This window comes from Streptomyces sp. UF-297 (assembly GCF_058245575.1).
Window position 1 is genome coordinate 87,252 of record NZ_JBSIBZ010000023.1, and the last position, 17,992, is coordinate 105,243.

General features: G+C 73.6%; 16 protein-coding genes and 1 pseudogene. 5 read left to right on the forward strand and 12 right to left on the reverse strand.

The features are described 5' to 3' along the window. Positions 1-14: 14 nt before the first annotated feature. From AC4IJH_RS16250 to recN, 3 genes are all read right to left on the reverse strand, one after another. Positions 15-1,142 (reverse strand): glycosyltransferase family 4 protein, encoded by a 1,128-nt coding sequence (locus AC4IJH_RS16250; protein WP_490852411.1) that lies wholly within the window; start codon positions 1,140-1,142, stop codon positions 15-17. Between the two features lie 600 nt (positions 1,143-1,742). Continuing rightward, positions 1,743-2,525, reverse strand: coding sequence for a hypothetical protein (locus tag AC4IJH_RS16255; RefSeq protein ID WP_490852424.1), 783 nt, complete (start codon positions 2,523-2,525; stop codon positions 1,743-1,745). Positions 2,526-2,656: 131 nt separating this feature from the next. Beyond that, positions 2,657-4,393, reverse strand: coding sequence for a DNA repair protein RecN (gene recN, locus AC4IJH_RS16260; RefSeq protein WP_490852425.1), 1,737 nt, complete (start codon positions 4,391-4,393; stop codon positions 2,657-2,659). 221 nt (positions 4,394-4,614) lie between these two features. On the opposite strand from recN, the gene AC4IJH_RS16265 reads away from it, so the two are divergent. Then, on the forward strand, positions 4,615-6,054 hold the full coding sequence (locus tag AC4IJH_RS16265; RefSeq protein WP_490852412.1) for an FtsX-like permease family protein: 1,440 nt from the start codon (positions 4,615-4,617) through the stop codon (positions 6,052-6,054). A gap of 139 nt (positions 6,055-6,193) precedes the next feature. Here the strand turns inward: AC4IJH_RS16265 and AC4IJH_RS16270 are convergent, their stop codons facing one another. From AC4IJH_RS16270 to AC4IJH_RS16280, 3 genes are read right to left on the reverse strand one after another with little or no spacing between them, the layout of a single operon-like run. Further along, positions 6,194-7,123, reverse strand: a complete 930-nt coding sequence (locus tag AC4IJH_RS16270; RefSeq protein WP_490852426.1) for an NAD kinase — start codon at positions 7,121-7,123, stop codon at positions 6,194-6,196. 38 nt (positions 7,124-7,161) lie between these two features. Beyond that, complete coding sequence (locus AC4IJH_RS16275) at positions 7,162-7,977, reverse strand: TlyA family RNA methyltransferase (RefSeq protein WP_490852413.1); 816 nt, start codon at positions 7,975-7,977, stop codon at positions 7,162-7,164. A 7-nt stretch (positions 7,978-7,984) separates the two neighbouring features. Further along, a complete protein-coding gene (locus AC4IJH_RS16280; RefSeq protein ID WP_490852414.1) occupies positions 7,985-8,428 on the reverse strand; it encodes a hypothetical protein in 444 nt (147 codons plus the stop codon). Positions 8,429-8,502: 74 nt separating this feature from the next. Between AC4IJH_RS16280 and AC4IJH_RS16285 the strand changes: the two genes are divergently transcribed. Next, positions 8,503-8,850, forward strand: a complete 348-nt coding sequence (locus tag AC4IJH_RS16285) for a sterol-binding protein (protein WP_490852415.1) — start codon at positions 8,503-8,505, stop codon at positions 8,848-8,850. Here AC4IJH_RS16285 and AC4IJH_RS16290 read toward each other — a convergent pair. The 3 genes from AC4IJH_RS16290 to AC4IJH_RS16300 form a co-directional block, all read right to left on the reverse strand. Then, positions 8,834-9,766 (reverse strand): ABC transporter ATP-binding protein, encoded by a 933-nt coding sequence (locus tag AC4IJH_RS16290; RefSeq protein ID WP_490852416.1) that lies wholly within the window; start codon positions 9,764-9,766, stop codon positions 8,834-8,836. The genes AC4IJH_RS16285 and AC4IJH_RS16290 overlap by 17 nt on opposite strands. A gap of 89 nt (positions 9,767-9,855) precedes the next feature. Next, on the reverse strand, positions 9,856-10,950 hold the full coding sequence (locus tag AC4IJH_RS16295) for a FecCD family ABC transporter permease (protein WP_490852427.1): 1,095 nt from the start codon (positions 10,948-10,950) through the stop codon (positions 9,856-9,858). An 11-nt stretch (positions 10,951-10,961) separates the two neighbouring features. Next, positions 10,962-12,020, reverse strand: a complete 1,059-nt coding sequence (locus AC4IJH_RS16300; protein ID WP_490852428.1) for a FecCD family ABC transporter permease — start codon at positions 12,018-12,020, stop codon at positions 10,962-10,964. Positions 12,021-12,100: 80 nt separating this feature from the next. Here AC4IJH_RS16300 and AC4IJH_RS16305 point away from each other — a divergent pair, with 80 nt between their 5' ends. Next, positions 12,101-13,138, forward strand: a complete 1,038-nt coding sequence (locus AC4IJH_RS16305; RefSeq protein WP_490852417.1) for an ABC transporter substrate-binding protein — start codon at positions 12,101-12,103, stop codon at positions 13,136-13,138. 47 nt (positions 13,139-13,185) lie between these two features. Beyond that, positions 13,186-14,076, forward strand: coding sequence for a siderophore-interacting protein (locus AC4IJH_RS16310; protein ID WP_490852418.1), 891 nt, complete (start codon positions 13,186-13,188; stop codon positions 14,074-14,076). A gap of 177 nt (positions 14,077-14,253) precedes the next feature. On the opposite strand, the gene AC4IJH_RS16315 is transcribed toward AC4IJH_RS16310, so the two are convergent. Then, complete coding sequence (locus AC4IJH_RS16315) at positions 14,254-15,279, reverse strand: HAD-IIA family hydrolase (RefSeq protein WP_490852419.1); 1,026 nt, start codon at positions 15,277-15,279, stop codon at positions 14,254-14,256. Between the two features lie 125 nt (positions 15,280-15,404). Here AC4IJH_RS16315 and AC4IJH_RS16320 point away from each other — a divergent pair, with 125 nt between their 5' ends. Then, positions 15,405-16,691 carry a DUF1015 family protein gene (locus AC4IJH_RS16320; protein ID WP_490852420.1) on the forward strand — a complete coding sequence of 429 codons (1,287 nt, stop codon included), beginning with the start codon at positions 15,405-15,407 and terminating at the stop codon, positions 16,689-16,691. Between the two features lie 92 nt (positions 16,692-16,783). Here the strand turns inward: AC4IJH_RS16320 and AC4IJH_RS16325 are convergent, their stop codons facing one another. Both AC4IJH_RS16325 and AC4IJH_RS16330 read right to left on the reverse strand, forming a co-directional pair. Then, positions 16,784-17,578, reverse strand: coding sequence for a tetratricopeptide repeat protein (locus tag AC4IJH_RS16325; RefSeq protein WP_490852429.1), 795 nt, complete (start codon positions 17,576-17,578; stop codon positions 16,784-16,786). Further along, a pseudogene (locus AC4IJH_RS16330) lies at positions 17,515-17,992 on the reverse strand (hypothetical protein); the annotation flags it as partial. The gene AC4IJH_RS16325 and the pseudogene AC4IJH_RS16330, both read right to left, overlap by 64 nt.

The window sequence follows — 17,992 nt, forward strand, 5'->3', positions numbered from 1 at the left end:
CCGGACGGAGCGGCTCAGCGGCCGCTCTGCGTCAGCTCGTCGTAGATGCTGAGCACCTGCGCGACCGTGTCGTCCTCGGTGGGCCACTCGGCGGCCTGCGCGCGGCCCGCCTCGGCCAGCGCCTCCTGGCGCGCCCCGTCCGCCAGCAGCTCGCCGACCGTACGGGCCAGCGCCGCGGCATCGCCGTAGGGGACCAGTTCGGCGGCCCTGCCGACCAGTTCGCGGGTGCCGCCGACGTCGGTGGCCACCAGCGGCACCCCGGCGCGCAGCGCTTCCTGGGCGATCAGGGAGCGGGCCTCCCAGCGGCTGGGCAGCACCGCCAGGTCGGCGGCGGCGAGGAGTTCGAGCACATCGTCGCGGCGGCCCAGGAGGCGTACGGGCAGGCCCTCGGCGTCGATGCGCTGCTGCAGCGCCGCGCGCGAGGCGCCCTCCCCCGCGATGACCACCAGCGGCTGCGGGTCCATCGCGCACCAGGCGTGGGCGGCGTCCAGCAGGACTTCGTGCCCCTGGTGCGCGTCCAGGCGCCCGATGGCCAGGATCAAGGGGCGGTCCATGGCGCCCAGTTCGGCGCGTTCCTTGTAGCGCGTGCGGTCCGGGTCGTCGGGCAGGGTGCCGGGGCGGGGCGGGGGTACGGCGACGGGCGCCAGGCGGGCATCGCGCGCGCCCCGCTCGCGGGCGCGGTCCACCAGCTCCGAGCACGCGCCGAGGACGACGGAGGCGGCCCGCGCCACCCGGCGCTCCATCAGGGCGGTGAGACGGGCGAGCGCGCCGTTCGCGTGCGCCTTGGTGTGCAGCGTGACGACCAGGGGTACGCGGCGGCCGCTGAGCGCCAATGAGGCGCGCAGGCCCGCGTGCAGACCGTGCGCGTGCACCAGATCCGCCTCGCCGCAGGCCGCGCGCAACGCGGCGACGCTGCCCGGGTCCGTGCGCGGCGCCACCCGCTCGAAGTGCGCGCCGGTGCCGGTGAAGTCGTAGACCTCCTCGGTCTCGTCCGCGGCGCAGACCGTCACCCGCACCCCGCGGGCGACCAGCCCGGCGGACAGGGAACGGACATGCGCGGCGCTGCCCGCGCCGCCGCGGCCCAGCACCTGGACCGTGCGCAGCGGCGACTGTCCGTGCGACGGGACCGGTGTGCTGCTCACCTGGGCGGAACTCCTGGTTCGGGGGAGAGTGCAGATCGGGGGATCGTACGGGTGTGACGCCTGTTGCACGAGTGGTAGTCCGAAATTCAAGGAGGGATGGGCGGACTCGCCTCATTCAGGATGCCAGCCCGCGGCGTCAATTCAGCACCGGCTACGAGCCGTTCCGGTGGCATTGCTCGCCCGAACGCCCGCGGGACCACCCACACGGGCGACAACTCGGCCAAGTCTGCCCGTCCCGGCGATCGGGAACAGTCCCAGGCGAAACACATCGGCAACCCGAGGCTGTTCGGAGATGACCGAAGAAGATCCGCACAACGCCGTCGCACGGACCGGCACATCCGCCGTAGCTCCCCAGGCAGAGGGACTGGTGAGGGGATGGGGATGCGGCGGGACAGACTGTCCGCCAAGTCCGTTTTGTCGTACGGGTGGTGAGGCTGTGGGGCTCGGGCGCCAGGGCCCGGACGCTGCGAGTCTGCGGGATGGTGACTCTGACGGGCTGCGGGGGCGGAGTTTCTGCGGGTCTGCGGGGCGGTGGCTCTGCGGGCCTGCGGTGCGGTGGCTCTGCCGGGCTGTGGCGCTGCAACGCCGTAGGGCAGCGGCCTACGCCCCCTCGGCCCCCGCCGCGCGGCTGACCCGGTCACCGGCGGCCGCGGCCGCGATCAGGCCGATGGCGTGCGCGGCCAGACCCGCGCGGCCGTTGCCCGCGACGATGGCCAGCCCCAGGCCCGCGCCCAGCGCGTGGACGCCGGTGTCCCCGAGCATGGTCCGCTCGCCGAGGTCGTCGGCCAGCACCGCGGCCGCGGCCCCCATCGGCGCGGCGGACAGCGCCCGCGCGGGCCCGCGGCGCAGCAGCCCGGGCGCCCCGACGGCCAGTACGGCGCATGCGGCCCGGCCCGGCCGTACGTCCAGCAGATTGACCAGATGCGCCGAACCCGCGACGACCACCCCGGCCAGCAGCTTGTCGACGGGCCGCTCCTTGAGCAGGGCGCCGGCGGCCAGCCCGGCGGCCCCGATCCCGAACAGCTTCACGGCGCCGCTGGTCAACTCCCCCTCGCGCAGCGCCGAGAGGTGCGCGCCGAAGCCGCGGCGCGCATCCTGCGCGCCCGCCACGTCGTCGTACGCTCCGCAGCCCGCGGCGGCGAGCATCGCCAGCGCCGCCGCGCCACGGGTACGGGCGGGCAGCCCGGGCGCGGCGAGGGTCGCGGCCACCGCGCCGACGGCCACTGCGGGCCCGGCGTACAGGTCGACGGTGCTCCCCGCGTAGTTCTTGCGCTCCCACAGTCCGGCGCCGCCCGGCACGCGGCGCCTGAAGGCTCCGTACACGGCGCGCGTGGTCCCCAGCGCCCCGGCCGCCGCGGCGAGCACCCGGACCGCCCCGCGCACCCTGCCGCCCGCCTCTGCCCCGCTCTCCACGTCTTGCCCCCGCTCCGCTTTGCGCACGCCTCTTCCGTGCTCTGTACGCGTCACCCTACGGGCCGCGCGACGGCGGCCCGCACCGGGCACCCGACGCGGGCTCAGCGGCCCGTACGCGCCGTCTCCAGCAGCTCCTCGGCGTGCGCCCTGGCCGTCTCGGAGTCCTCCTGGCCCGCGAGCATCCGGGACAGTTCACGGACCCGTTCCTCGCCCTCCAGGACGGTCACGCCACTGCGGGTGACCGAGCCGTCGTTGGTCTTCTCCACCAGCAGCTGGCGGTCCGCGAAGGCCGCGACCTGCGGGAGGTGGGTGACGACCACGACCTGCGCCGACTTGGCCAGCCGGGCCAGGCGGCGGCCGACCTCGACCGCGGCCTTGCCGCCGACGCCCGCGTCCACCTCGTCGAAGAGATAGGTCGGTACGGGGTCCGAACCGGCGAAGACGACCTCGACCGCGAGCATGACGCGGGAGAGCTCACCGCCCGAGGCCCCCTTGGCGATGGGGCGCGGCGGGGCACCGGGGTGCGGGGCCAGCAGCAGTTCGACCTCGTCGGCGCCGGCCGGTCCGTACAGCACACTCCGGCCGCCGACCTCGATGCCGTCGGCCTCGTCCGCGCCGTCGGCCACGGGCGCCTGGCGGATCTCGACGCTCACCCGGGCGTGCGGCATGGCCAGTTCGGCCAGTTCGGCGGTCACGGCGGCGGCGAAGTGCTTGGCCGACTCCGTGCGGGCGTCGGTCAACGCCTGCGCCAGGTCGCCCAGTTCGGCGCGGAGCGCGTCCCGCTCGGCGGTCAGCTCGCCGATCCGGTCGTCGTCGCCGTCCAGTACCGACAGCCGCCCGGCGCTCTCCTCGGCCCAGGCCAGGACGGCGCCGATGTCCTCGCCGTATTTGCGGGTGAGGTGGGTCAGCGCCGCGCGCCGCTCCTCCACGGCGGCCAGCCGCAGCGGGTCGGCGTCCAGGCCGTCCGCGTAACTGGCCAGCTCGCCCGCCACGTCGGACAGCAGGATGCCGATCTCGCCCAGCCGCTCGGCGAGCGCGGCCAGGGCCGGGTCGTGGTGGCGTACGGCCTCCAGGGCCCGGTGGGCGCCCGCGACCAGGGTGGTGGCGTCCACGACCTCCGGGTCCTCCGGGTTGCCTGCCAGCGCGCCGTGGGCGAGGGAGGCGGCGGAGGCCAGGGACTCGGCGTGGCCGAGCCGCTCGGCCTCGGCGGCCAGTTCGGCGTCCTCCCCCGGCTGCGGCTCGGCGGCCGCGATCTCCTCCAGCCCGAAACGCAGCAGATCGGCTTCCTGGGCGCGTTCGCGGGCCCGGGTCGTCAGCTCCTCCAGCTCCACGGCGACGGCCCGCAGACGGCGGTAGGCGGCCGTGTACTTGGCCAGCGGCACGGACACCGCGTCCCCGGCGTAGCGGTCCAGGGCCTGGCGCTGGCGGGCCGGGCGCAGCAGCCCCTGCTGGTCGGTCTGGCCGTGCACGGCCACAAGGTCGTCCGCCAACTCGCCCAGCAGCCCGACCGGTACGGACCGGCCGCCCACATGGGCGCGCGAGCGGCCCTCCGCCGAGACCGTGCGGCTGATCAGCAGCGCGCCCTCGTCCAGTTCGGCGCCCGCCTCTTCGGCCCGTACCGCCGCCGGGGCCTGCGGCCCGACCTTGATACGGCCCTCCACCACGGCCGATCTGGCGCCGATCCGCACCAGGGCGGGGTCCGCGCGACCGCCGAGCAGCAGGCCCAGGCTGGTGACGACCATGGTCTTGCCCGCGCCCGTCTCGCCCGTCACCGCGGTGAAACCGGGCGACAGCTCGACGACGGCGTCGTCAATGACGCCCAAGGACCGGATCCGCATCTCCTCCAACACGGATACGACCTTACGAGGTCAGGTGCCCGCCCCGCGACGGCCTCCTGCCTCTCCTCGTTCCGGCTCCGGCCCGGCAAGGGGACGACACCGGACGTTACGGGCGCGGTACTGGGGAAAACCCCACCCCGGAAACGGATGAATGCCTCATGGTCCCGCCACCCTCGCCTGCGTCACGCTGAACAGCGAACGCAAGTCGGAAGGATGTGCAGATGGTCAGGGGAACGACGCCCGGGGGGACGCGGGCCGCGAGGCCGACGGTCGGGGGACCGGCGGCGGGCGGCCCGGCGGCGGGCGGTCGGGTGCTCGGCAGCGGACTGGCGCGGGCGGCGCTGCGCGGCCACCGGCCCGCGTTCGTGGGGACCGCCGTCACCGCGCTGTTCGCCGCGGCGGTCGTCAGCGCGACGACGACCATGCTGGCGGCGACGGGCTCCGGCTCCGTGCCCGCCGACGCCCGCCGCGCGCTGGCCGAGCGCGGCATCGGCGACATGGCCGTCGTGCTCCTCATCGGCTCCGTCTACATGTCGATTTTCGTGATCGCCTCGACCATGGGCACGGCCGTCGCCCAGCAGCACCGCGAGTTCGCGATGCTGCGCTCGATCGGCGCCCGGCCGCGCCAGATCCGGCGGGCGGTCGCCGCGCAGGCCGTGACCGCGGCCGTCCCCGCCGCGCTGGCCGGGTGCGCGCTGGGCGCGGTCCTCGCCCGCTGGTGGTTCGAGGGCATGGTGGCGCACGGCCTGATCCCGCGCGGGGTCGCGTTCGGCTTCAGCTGGCTCGCGCTGCCCGTGAGCCTGGCGGTGGCGGTGGTCACCTCCGCGCTGGGCGGGGTGCTCTCCGCCGTCCGCTTCGCCGCGCTGCGCCCCGCGCGGGCGCTGTCCGAGGCCGCGACGGGCCGCCGCACCCTGGGCGTACTGCGCCTGCCGCTCGGCCTGGCGGCGGTGGCGGGCGCCGTGATCGTCTCCCGGGTGCTGTCCACACAGCCGGACAAGGCGGCCCAGGGCTCGTTCCTGGTCCTGCTGCTGTTCTGCGTCGGCGTCGGCCTGCTCGGCCCGCGCATCATCGGCCCCGCGGCCTGGCTGGTCTCCCGGCTCATCGGCCGGTTCGGCAGCACGGCCGAGCTGGCGATGCTCAACATCACCACCCAGTCCCGCCGGTTCGCCGCCGCGGTGGTCCCACTGGTCCTGGTCGTGGCGTTCGGCACCACCAAGATCGCGATGCACACCACCGCCCAGCACCACACCGGTTCGGCGGGCCCGCCGGCCGAGGTCTGGCTCGACTATGTCGGCACGGGTCTGTACGCCGCCTTCGCCGCCATAGCCGCCGCCAACACCCTCGCCATGGTCACCGCCGAGCGCCGCCGCGACCTGGCCCTGCTGCGCCTGGTCGGCACCCACCCGCGTCAGGTGCGCGCCATGGCCGCCTGGGAGTCCGCCGTCGTCACGGCCACCTCCCTGCTCCTGGGCGCCGCCATCGCCCTGTTCACCCTCGCCCCCATGCTCCGGGCGGCATACGGCACCTCACTCCCGTACCTCCCCCTGCCCGTCCTCGCCGCGATATCCGGCGGCACCTTCCTGCTCGCCCTGCTCTCCACCGGCATACCGGTCCACACGGCCCTGCGCCACCGCGCCACCGCAGCCCTGGCCGCGGCGTGACCCCGCTCATAAGAAGCGCGGGGCCGCGTCGATATGCGGCTCCGCCGCGTGGGCGCGCCCAGCCCCCACCGGCCCGCAGCTCCCTGACTGCCCTTCCCGTTCCAGCGAAGCACCCAGCGCGGAGCGCTAGTGGAGGGCGCTAGTGGGGAGCCCCCCGCCACCCCGCCACCGGCAGGGCGAACTTCGCGACCAGCCGGTCGGTGAAGGAGGCATGGTGCAGCCGGGCGAGCCGTACCGGCACGGCCCCGCGCCGCACCTCGACGCGGGCACCGGCGGGCAGTTCCACCGTCCGCCTGCCGTCGCACCACAGCACACCGTGCGGCGTCTTGGGCTGCACCTCGACGGCCAGCACCGACTGGGGGGAGGTCACCAGCGGCTTGGCGAACAGCGCATGCGCGCTGATCGGCACCATCAGCAGCGCCTCGACCTCCGGCCACACCACCGGCCCGCCCGCCGAAAACGCATAGGCGGTCGACCCGGTGGGCGTCGCACAGACCACGCCGTCGCCGCCGAAGCGCGAGACGGGCCGCCCGTCCACCTCGGTCACGACCTCCAGCATCCGCTCGCGCGCGGCCTTCTCCACCGACGCCTCGTTCAGCGCCCAGTCGGTGTGCACGACGCTGCCGTTGTTGCGTACGAGCACATCGAGCGTCATCCGCTCCTCGACCTCGTACGAACGCGTCACGACCCGGTCCACGACCTTGTCCAGATCGTCCCGCTCGGCCTCCGCCAGGAAGCCCACCCGCCCGAGGTTGACGCCGAGCATCGGCACCCCGGACGTGCGCGCGAAGTCGGCGCCGCGCAGCAGCGTCCCGTCCCCGCCGAGCACGACCAGCAGCTCACAGCCGTCGGCCGCGCACTGCTCGTGCTCGACCACCTCGACGGCCGGCGGCAGCGGCAGATCCACCGCCTCCTCCGCCAGTACGCGCACCCCGATCCCGCTGCGCAACAGCCCCTGGACGACGAGTTCGGCGCTGCGGATGGCGGCCGGCCGCCCGGTGTGCGTCAGCAGCAGGACCGTACGCCCGCCCCCCTCCGCTCCCCCCTCCGCCGCCGGTGCCTGGCGCACCTGACCCTCTTCGGCCCCTGCGAACTCTTCTGTAGTGGTCAACGCGGCCCCTCCGCCACTGCACGGTCGACATCCGCCGGGTCGAGTGCAGGCGCCCCGGCGCGCAGCCACAGAAAGTACTCGACATTGCCGGAAGGACCCGGCAGCGGGCTGGCGGTCACACCCAGTACACCCAGACCCAACTCGGCGGCCTTGCCCGCGACCGTGCGCACCGCCTCGGCCCGCAGCTCGGGGCTGCGTACGACGCCCCCGCTGCCCAGCCGCTCCTTGCCCACCTCGAACTGCGGCTTGACCATCAGCACCAGGTCGGCGTCCGGCGCCGCGCACCGCGCCAGCGCGGGCAGCACCAGCCCCAGCGCGATGAAGGACAGATCGCCGACGACGAGGTCGACGGGCTCGCCGTCGATCTGCTCCAGCGTCAACTCGCGTACGTTCGTGCGGTCCTTGACGGTGACCCGCTCATCGCTCTGCAGCGACCAGGCGAGCTGCCCGTAGCCCACGTCCACGGCGACGACATGCCCCGCGCCGGCCCGCAGCAGTACGTCGGTGAAACCGCCGGTCGAGGCGCCCGCGTCCAGCGCCCGCCGCCCCTCGACCTTGAGCCCCTGGGGCACGAAGGCCGCGAAGGCACCGGCGAGTTTGTGGCCGCCGCGCGAGACGTAGTCCGGGTCGCCCTCGTCCTCGCGCACGACCACGGCCGCGCTGGTCTCCACTTGGGTGGCGGCCTTGGTCGCGGTCGTGCCGCCGACGGTCACCCGCCCCGCGGCGATCAGCTGGCTCGCGTGCTCCCGCGAGCGGGCCAGCTTGCGGCGCACCAGCTCCGCGTCGAGTCGGCGTCGTGCCACTCCTGCCACCTGTGGTTCAGCTCCTGTTGTCGTACGTAGCAAAAGCCCCGGGGCCCGGGGTGTTCCCCGGCGTTCCGGGAGGCGCGGGCGGCCCGGGGCGCTGGTCGAGGGCGGCCAGCGCGTCACGCAGCCCACGGTGCACATCCTCGTACACCTGGAGATGCCCGCTGGCGGCGAGGTGGTCGGCATCGGCCAGCCGCCGCAGCTGCTCGTCCACCGCGCCGTGGCCGGTGGGCGTGACGGGCACCCCGATCGGCCGCGGTCCGGCAGGCTGTACGGGTCCCTCGGAGGCGGATGCGGCAGGTCCGGCGGTTACGGCGGGCTCGTCGGCAACCTCCGCCACAGCGGTCATCCCCACCTCGCCCGCCTCGCTCGTCCCATCCAGCACATCCGGCCTACCCGGCCCGTCCGGCGCACCGGTGGACTCCTGTGCCCCCGGCTCCGACGTCGGCTCTTCCATGCCCCCGACGCTACCTCGAACTGTCCCGCCACCGGCGTACGAGCCGTACCCGACCTGGCGTATCGTCGATCACGATGGCAACCCTCGACCAGTGCCGCGCCGCTCTCGACCGCCTGGCACACAACCTCTCCACCGCCAACGGCCAGGTCCGCGGCGCCGCCGCGCTGGACCGCTCGCTGAGCTGCCGGATCACCGACCTCGACGTCACCTTCCTCGGGCGCCTGGCCGACGGCAGCATCCAGGACGTCACCAGCGTCCCTGGACCGCCGCCCGAGCGGGCGCAGATCCGGCTGACGATGGCGGGCGACGACCTGATCGCGCTGGTGGACGGCCGGCTCAACTTCGCGCGGGCCTGGGGCAGCGGCCGCGTCAAGCTGGAGGCCGGCCTGCGCGACCTGCTGCGCCTCAGGACTTTGCTGTAGCCACGGCCGTACGGCTGCCCTCGGCGGCCTCGTCCGTACGCCCGTCCCCAGCCGCCGCAGCCGCCTTGCCCGTCCCGTCCGCGCCCTCCGACTCCGCCACGGCCGCGTCCGCCCTCTCCGACTCCCCCGCCCGCGCCCTGCGCGCGGCCGGGATCACCAGTGGCGTCCCCGTCTCCGGATCGTCGATGATCTGGCACTTGAGCCCGAAGACCCGCTCCACCAGCTCGGCCGTGACCACCTCCCGCGGGGTGCCCTCCGCGACGACCCTGCCGTCCCGCATCGCGATCAGGTGCGTGGCGTAGCGCGCCGCGTGGTTGAGGTCGTGCAGCACGGCCACCAGCGTGCGCCCCTGCTCCTCGTGCAGCTCGGCGCACAGATCCAGCACCTCGATCTGGTGCTGGATGTCCAGGTAGGTGGTCGGCTCGTCCAGGAGCAGCAGCGGCGTCTGCTGGGCGAGGGCCATCGCGATCCACACCCGCTGCCGCTGCCCGCCGGAGAGTTCGTCGACATAGCGCTCCGCCAGCTCGCCGACGCCGGTCGCCGCCATCGACTCCTTGACGATCCGCTCGTCCTCGGAGGACCACTGGCGCAGCAGGCCCTGGTGGGGGTAGCGGCCGCGGGCCACCAGGTCCGCGACGGTGATCCCGTCCGGCGCGATGGAGGTCTGCGGCAGCAGGCCCAGGGTGCGGGCGACCTTCTTGGCCGGGAGCGAGCCGATGGAGGCGCCGTCCAGCAGAACCGTTCCCGCGGTCGGCTTGAGCATCCGCGACAGGGCGCGCAGCAGCGTGGACTTGCCGCAGGCGTTCGGCCCGACGATGACGGTGAAGGACCGGTCCGGAATGGCGACCGACAGATTCTCGGCGATGACCCGCTGGTCGTAGGCGAGGGTCGCGTTCTCGGCCGAAAGACGGCTCACTTCAGCACTCCTGGGGGTTGAACGGCCATGGTGGCCAGGGGGAGGAGCCCCGCGGGTATCGGGTCGCGCGGCGGGCCGGTCCGGCCGGCTCATATCCGCCCCGCCTTGCGCTCGGAGCCCAGCAGCCACAGCAGGTAGACGCCGCCGACGACACCGGTGAAGACACCCACCGGCAGCTGGTCGGCGCCGAAGACCCGCTGCGAGAGCCAGTCGGCGGCGACGAGCAGGGCGGCGCCCATGAGGGCGGAGGACAGCAGATTGGGCCCGGGCGAGCGGGTCAGGCGCCGGGCCAGCTGCGGCGCGGTCAGCGCCACGAAGGAGATCGGCCCGGCCGCCGCGGTCGCCGCGGCGGTCAGCAGCACGGCCACGCTCAGCAGCACGATGCGCACCCGGTCGACCTTGACGCCCAGCGCGTACGCGGCGTCGTCGCCCATCTCCAGCATCCGCAGCGGCCGCCCGTAGACCAGCGCCAGCGGTACGAGTACGGCGCACACCGCGAGCAGCGGCCAGACCTGTGCCCAGTCCCGCCCGTTGAGCGAACCGGTCATCCAGGTCGTGGCCCGGGTCGCCTCGACGATGTTCGCCTTGGTCATCAGGTACAGGATGACCGCGTGCAGCATGGCGGCGGCGCCGATGCCCACCAGGACGAAGCGGTATCCGTGGATGCCGCGCTTCCAGGCGAGCAGGAAGATGGCGAGCCCGGTGACGATGCCGCCGATGACCGCGCCGCCGGCCACGGCGAAGGAGTCGCCCTGCAGGTAGACGATGACGAACAGGGCGCCGACGGCGGAGCCCTGGTTGAAGCCGAGGACGTCCGGACTGCCCAGCGGATTGCGGGAGATGGTCTGGAAGAGCGCCCCGGCGAGTCCGAAGCAGACGCCGACCAGCAGCCCGACCAGGACGCGCGGCAGCCGCAGGTCCTGGACGATGAACTCCTGCGCGGTGGTGCCGCCGCCGGTGAGGGTGCTGAGCACCTCGCCCGGCGACATCGAGAAGTCCCCGGTGCCGATGAGCGCGACGGCGGCGGCCAGCGCCACCACCACCAGCGCGACGGCGACGACGACGGCCCGGGTGTCCACCCGCAGCGAGATCCCGTTGCGCAGGCGCACCGCCCGCACCGGCCTGGCACTCACGTGCTCGGGCGCGGCGCCCTCGGTGGCGTCGTCGGCCCGCTCGGGCTTCACAGCTTGGGCGTTCACAGCTGGGCCATCCTCCGCCGTCGTACGAGATAGATGAAGACCGGTCCGCCGATGACGGCCGTGACGATGCCGACCTGGAGTTCGCCGGGCCGGGTGACGACCCGGCCCACGATGTCGGCGCCCAGCAGCAGGACCGGCGAGAGCACCGCGGAGTACGGCAGGATCCAGCGCAGGTCGGGCCCGGTGATGGCGCGTACGACATGCGGCACCATCAGCCCGACGTAGACGATCGGGCCGCAGGCCGCGGTCGCCCCGCCGCACAGCAGGGTGACGACGATCATCGCCAGCACCCGGGTGCGGGTCAGCTTGGCGCCCAGCGCCCGCGCCTGGTCGTCGCCCAGCGCAATGGCGTTCAGCGGCCGCCCGATCAGGAGCGCGATGACCGCGCCCACCGCGAGGAACAGCGCGACCTGGTTGACGGTGGTCATCGTGGCCGAGGCCAGCGAACCCACCGTCCAGAAGCGCATCTTGTCCAGCGCCGCGGTGTCCATGAGGTTGACCGCGTTGATGTAGCCGATGAGGACGGCGGTGACCGCGGTGCCGGCCAGCGCGAGCCGTACGGGCGTGGCGCTGCGGGTGCCGCCCAGGATGTAGACCGCGACCGAGACCACCGCGGCGCCCAGGAAGGCGAACCACACATATCCGGTCAGCGAGGTGATGCCGAAGAAGCTGATGGCGGAGACCACGGCGGCCGCCGCGCCCGCGTTGATGCCGAGGATGCCCGGGTCCGCGAGGGGGTTGCGGGTCAGCGCCTGCATCACGGTGCCCGCCAGGCCCAGGGCGGCGCCGACCATCAGTCCGAGCAGGGTGCGCGGCAGCCGTACGTCCCGGATGATCACGTCGGTGTCGGTGCCGGAGTAGTGGAAGACCCCGTGCCAGACCTGGTCGAGGGGTATCTGTTTCGCGCCGATGGCTATGCCGAGGACGGTGATGACGGCCAGTACGCCCAGGGAGGCGATCAGCCCCGCTGAGCGCGCGGCGTATCGCCGACGTGGTGCCTCGGTGGCCTGGGGCGCACCGCGCGATGCTTCGGCTTCAGGGGGGCTGTCAACCAACACAACGGTTAGGTTAGCCTACCCTCACGATCGGCTTTCAAGCCCTCCGACAGCACCGTTCAGGAAGAAGCGCATCACCCATGAGCACCCCCCGCACCCTAACTCTGTCCCGCCGCGGCCTGATGGCCGCAGGCGGCGCCGTCGGCATCGGCGCCCTGCTCGCCGCGTGCGGGGACAAGGACGGGGGGAAGGGCGCGGGGGCGGCCAAGGAGGGTGCCGAGAGCGGCCCTTGGACCTTCACCGACGACCGCAAGGAGAAGGTGAGCCTGAAGTCCGTACCGCAGCGCATCGTGGCCTTCACCGGCACCGCCGCCGCGCTGCACGACTTCGGCATCGACGACCAGATCGTCGGCGTCTTCGGCCCGACCAAGCTGCCCGACGGCAAGCCCGACCCGCAGGCCGGCGACCTGGACGTCAACAAGGTCACCATCCTCGGCAACAAGTTCGACCAGTTCAGCGTCGAGAAGTACGCCCAGCTCAACCCCGAGCTGCTGATCACGAACATGTACGAGCCGGGCGCCCTGTGGTTCGTCCCGGAGGCCAGCAAGGACAAGATCGTCCCGCTCGCCAAGACCGTCGCGATCACCGCCTCCCGGGTCTCCCTGCTCAAGATCATCGAGCGTTACGCCGAGCTGGCCCGGTCCCTGGGCGCCGACCTGAAGGCCAAGAAGGTCACCGACGCCAAGGCCCGCTTCGAGAAGGCCTCCCAGTCCCTGCGCGAGGCCGCCAAGTCCCGCCCGCTCAAGGTGCTGGCCTGCTCCGGCAGCCCGGACCTCTTCTACGCCTCCAACCCGGGCATGAACGCCGACCTGATGTACTTCCGCTCCCTGGGCGTGGACATCATCGTGCCGGACAAGCTGGACAGGGCCGGCTACTTCGAGAGCCAGAGCTGGGAGAACGCCGGCAAGTACAAGGCCGATGTCCTCCTGCTGGACAACCGCACCTCGGCCCTCCAGCCCAAGGAGCTGGCCGGCAAGCCGTCCTGGAGCCAGCTGCCCGCCGTCAAGGCCGGACAGATCATTCCCTGGTCCAGCGAGCCGCGCTTCTCCTACGCGGGCTCCGCACCGATCATCGAGTCCCTCGCCAAAGCGATCGAGAGCGCCAAGAAGGTCAGCTGAACCGTTCCACCAGCCGCACGAGCTGAACCCCGGGAGGATTTCCCCGCATGTCCACCACGACCGCCGCCCCCGCCACCGTTCCGTTCCGCTTCTTCGATGTCCACGTCGTCCGCGCGCAACGGCTCAGCCCCTCCATGGTCCGGGTCACCTTCGGCGGCGAGCAGCTCGGCGAGATGGCGGCCGGCGGCCGTGACCAGCGCTTCAAACTCTTCCTCCCGCAGCCGCACCAGGACATGCCCGTCTTCGAGGACCAGAGCGAGGGCTGGTACCCCGCCTGGCGTGCGCAGGACCCTGCCGAACGCAGCATCATGCGCTCGTACACGGTCCGCGAACACCGCCGCGAGGACGGGGAGTTCGACGTGGACTTCGCCCTGCACGGCGATGGGCACGGCACCGACGCGGCCGGCGGCCCCGCCTCCCGCTGGGCGGCGCACGCACGGCCCGGCGACCGCCTGACCGTCCTCGCCCCGACCGTCGAGGACAACGGGGGCGTGGACTTCCGCCCGCCCTCCGGCACCGACTGGATCCTGCTCACCGCGGACGAGACGGCGCTGCCGGCCGTGGCCGGGATCCTGTCCTGGCTCTCCCCCGGCACCAAGGCCAAGGTGTGGATCGAGGTCCCGCACGCCGAGGACCGCCAGGAACTGCCCACCTTCGCCGACGCCGACATCACCTGGCTGGTGCGCGAGGGCGCGGGCAAGGACCGTACGGAACTGGTCCTGGACGCGGTGCGCTCCGCCGAGCTGCCCGAGGGCACCCCGTACGCCTGGATCGCGGGCGAGGCCGGTACGGTACGCGCCCTCCGCCGCCACCTGGTGCGCGAGCGCGCCTTCGACCGCAAGTCCGTGGAGTTCACCGGCTACTGGCGGCGCGGCGCCACCGAGGAGGACCTCATCGAGGAGGCGACGGCAGGCACCGCCGCCCCCGACGAGGGCTGATCGCCACCACCTGCCGTAAGGGCCCGCTCCATCGAAGGAGCGGGCCCTTCTGCGCTCCCAGGCCCGGCTAAGGGGCAGCATCGCTGTGCGGCTCCGCCGCGTGGGCGCCACCGCCCCTCCCGAAACAGCCCGCAGTTCCCCGACCGCACCGCGAGCGGAACGCTCGAAGCAGAGCCCTCACAGCCCGATACGGGCCAGCGCCTTGCCCGCATCGGCCGTGCAGCTGCCGTCCCCGGCCGCCGTCCACGCCGCCGCGCACAGCGCCCGCAGCCCGTCGAGCACATCGCCCTCCCCCTCCACGGCGAACTCGCCGTCGGCCACCGAAGCGGTCCAACCCCCGCACCGGAAGCCGGAGTCCGCCTCCTCGACACCGGGCTGCCCGGTGAGCACCCCGCGCAGATCGGCGTCCACGTACGTCGGCCGGTGCTGCGGCGGCGCGGCCAGCAGCTCCGCGGCGGTGGTGACGCCGGTGAGGACCAACAGCGAGTCCACGCCGCCGTTGTAGGCACCCTCGATGTCCGTGTCGAGCCGGTCCCCGATCACCAGCGGCCGCTGCGCCCCGGTCCGGATCACCGTCTCCCGGTGCATCGGCGGCTGCGGCTTCCCGGCCACCTGCGGCTCGGCACCCGTGGCGATCCGTACGACCTCCACCAGCGCGCCATTGCCCGGCGCGATCCCGCGCTCCTTGGGAATCGTCAGATCCGTGTTGGAGGCGAACCACGGCACCCCGCGCTGCACCGCGTAGGACGCCTCGGCCAGCCGCTCCCAGTCCAGCTTCGGGTCGTACCCCTGCACCACGGCCGCCGGATCCTCCTCGGCCGACTCCACCGGCACCAGCCCGCGCTCGCGCAGCGCCACCCGCAGCCCCTCGCCGCCGATCGCCAACACCCTCGCCCCCTCGGGCACTTGCTCGGCGATCAGCCGCGCCACCGCCTGCGCGGAGGTGATCACATCCCCCGGCTCCGTCGGCAGCCCGAAGCCGGTGAGCTGATCGGCCACCGCGTCCGGCGTGCGGGAGGCGTTGTTGGTGACGTACGCGAGGTGCATCCCGCCGTCCCGCGCCGTCGTCAGCGACGCCACCGCGTGCGCGATCGCCTTGCCCCCTGCGTAGACGACCCCGTCCAGATCCAGCAACGCCGTGTCGTACGCCTCGCTCAGCGCACGCTCGCACCCTCCGGGCCGCATCCGAACCCGATCGCTCATGCCGTCTCGCTCCTCACACCTGTGCACCCCGCACGAAGCAACCTTGCGCGCCCGGGCACTTCCTGCCGGTTTCCGTCTCTCCCCCCGATCATCCCTCACACGTGCGGGCGACATAGCATTTCCCAATGACCACCACCGACGGCCTCCGCCTCGCCCCCTTCCGCGGACTGCGCTACGCGCCGGACCGGGTCAGTTCGCTGACCGCCGTCACCTCGCCGCCGTACGACGTGGTGGTCAGGCCCGACGGCGTACGCCACCTGGAGACCGCCGACCCGTACAACATCGTCCGGCTGATCCTCCCCCAGGCCACCGACCCGGCCACCCGCCACCGCAAGGCCGCCGAGACGCTGCGCCGCTGGCGCGAGGAGGGCGTCCTGGCCCCGGACACCGAGCCCGCGCTGTACGTCTACGAGCAACGCAAGGGCGACGTCCTGCAGCGCGGCATCATCGGCGCGCTCGGCCTGGACGGGCCCGTCCTCCCCCACGAGGACGTCATCCCCGAAGTCGTCGAGGACCGCGCCGCCCTGATGCGCGAGGCCGCCGCCAACTTCGAGCCGCTGCTGCTGTCCTACCGCGGCAGGGGCGCGGCGACCGGCGCCACCGCCGTCATCGAACGCACCGCCCAGCGGCCGCCGCTGCTCGCCACGACCACCGAGGACGGCTTCGCGCACCGCCTGTGGGCCGTCACCGACCCCGCCGACCTCGCGGCCGTGGACGAGGACCTCGCCCGCCGCAACGCCCTGATCGCCGACGGCCATCACCGCTGGGCCACCTACCAGCGGCTGCGCCAGGAGCACGGCGAGACCTCCGCCAACGGCTCCCCCTGGTCCTACGGCCTGGTCCTCCTGGTCGACACCGCCCGCTACCCCCTCCAGGTACGCGCCATCCACCGCGTCCTGCCCCACCTCCCGCTCGCCGACGCGCTCGACCAGCTCGGCGACGCCTTCCGGGTCCGCAAGGTCCCGGGCCCCCTCGCCGCCGCCCAGGGTGCCCTCGACGCCACCCGCGGCAGCGCCTTCCTGCTGTCCGCCGGCGCCATCGACCCCACGGCGGCGGACGACTTCCACCTACTGGACCGGCCCGACCCCGAGCTGCTCGCCCGTACGATCCGCGCCGACCGCCCCGAGGCCTGGCGGCAGTTGGACGCGACCGTGCTGCACTCCGTACTCCTCGACGCGGTCTGGCGCATCCCCGACCACCCCTCCGAGATCAGCTACATCCACAACACCGCGGACGCCCTCGAACAGGCCGGACGCCACGGCGGCACGGCCGTCCTGATGCGCCCCACCTCGGAGGAGACGGTCCGTCAACTCGCCCTGCACGGCGTGACGATGCCCCGCAAGTCCACCTCGTTCGGCCCCAAGCCCGCCACCGGCCTGATCCTGCGCACCCTGGACGACACCGAGCACTGACCCCCAACTCCCCCTGACGCAGGCGCTGAACGACGAAGGGCGGGACCCCGACCGGGGTCCCGCCCTCACTCACACGTCACACGCCAGACGCGTCAGCCCTTGTCGGCCTGCCCGTCCTCGCGCCCCGCCTCGCCCTCGGCCGCATCCACGACCGCGGGCTCCGGCGCGGGCTCCGCCCCGGCCGCCTCGCCGTCCTCGTCCTCGCTCTCCTCGAGCGCGTCCGTGAACTCCACACCGTCCAGCTCCGCCAGCCGGTCCGAGGCGTCCGTCGTCCCGCCCTGGTCGGCCTCCAGCGCCTTGGCGAACCACTCGCGTGCCTCGCCCTCGCGCCCGACCTCCAGCAGCGCGTCCGCGTACGCGTACCGAAGGCGCGCGGTCCACGGGTGTACGGCGTTCGACGCCAGCTCGGGGCTCTGCAGCGTCACCACCGCGGCGTCGGGCTGGCCCATGTCCTGGCGGGCACCGGCGGCCACCAGGCGCATCTCGACCTGCCCGGCCCGGTCCAGCTTCTGCACCTCGGGCTCACCGGCCATCGCCAGCGCCTTCTCCGGACGCCCGAGCCCGCGCTCGCAGTCGGCCATGACCGGCCACAGCTCGACGCTGCCGGTCATCCGCCGCGCCGCCCGGAACTCCGCCAGCGCCTCGCCGTACTTCGCGACGGCGTACGCGGCAAAGCCGGCCGCCTCGCGCACCGCGGCGACACGCGACGCCAGCCGCAGCGCCACCCGCGAGTACCCGTACGCCTTCTCCGGGTCCTCGTCCAGCAGCTTCGCGACCATCACCAGGTTCTTGGCGACGTCCTCGGCGAGCGTCTTCGGCAGGCTCAGCAGCTCCTGCCGCACATCCTTGTCGATCTCCTCCCCGGTGACGTCCTCCGGAATCGGCAGCCGCTTGATCGGCTCCCGGTCCCGCCCCCGGTCGTCCCCACGGAACCCACCACGGTCATCCCGCCCACGCCCGGCGCCATACCCCCGCCGGTCATCCCGCCGGAAGCCACCCCGGTCATCATCCCGGCGCGGACCCCGGTCGTCCCGACGGAACCCACCGCGGTCGCCGCCCCGATCGTTGTCCCGACGGAACCCACCACGGTCGCCGTCCCGCCGGTCATCACGGCGGAAACCACCCCGGTCGTCATCGCGACGCGGCCCACGATCATCACGGCGGAAACCACCGCGGTCGCCACCCCGGTCATTGTCCCGACGGAACCCACCGCGCTCATCATCGCGACGCGGACCCCGGTCATCGCGACGGAACCCACCACGCTCGCCGTCACGCCGGTCATCACGGCGGAAACCACCCCG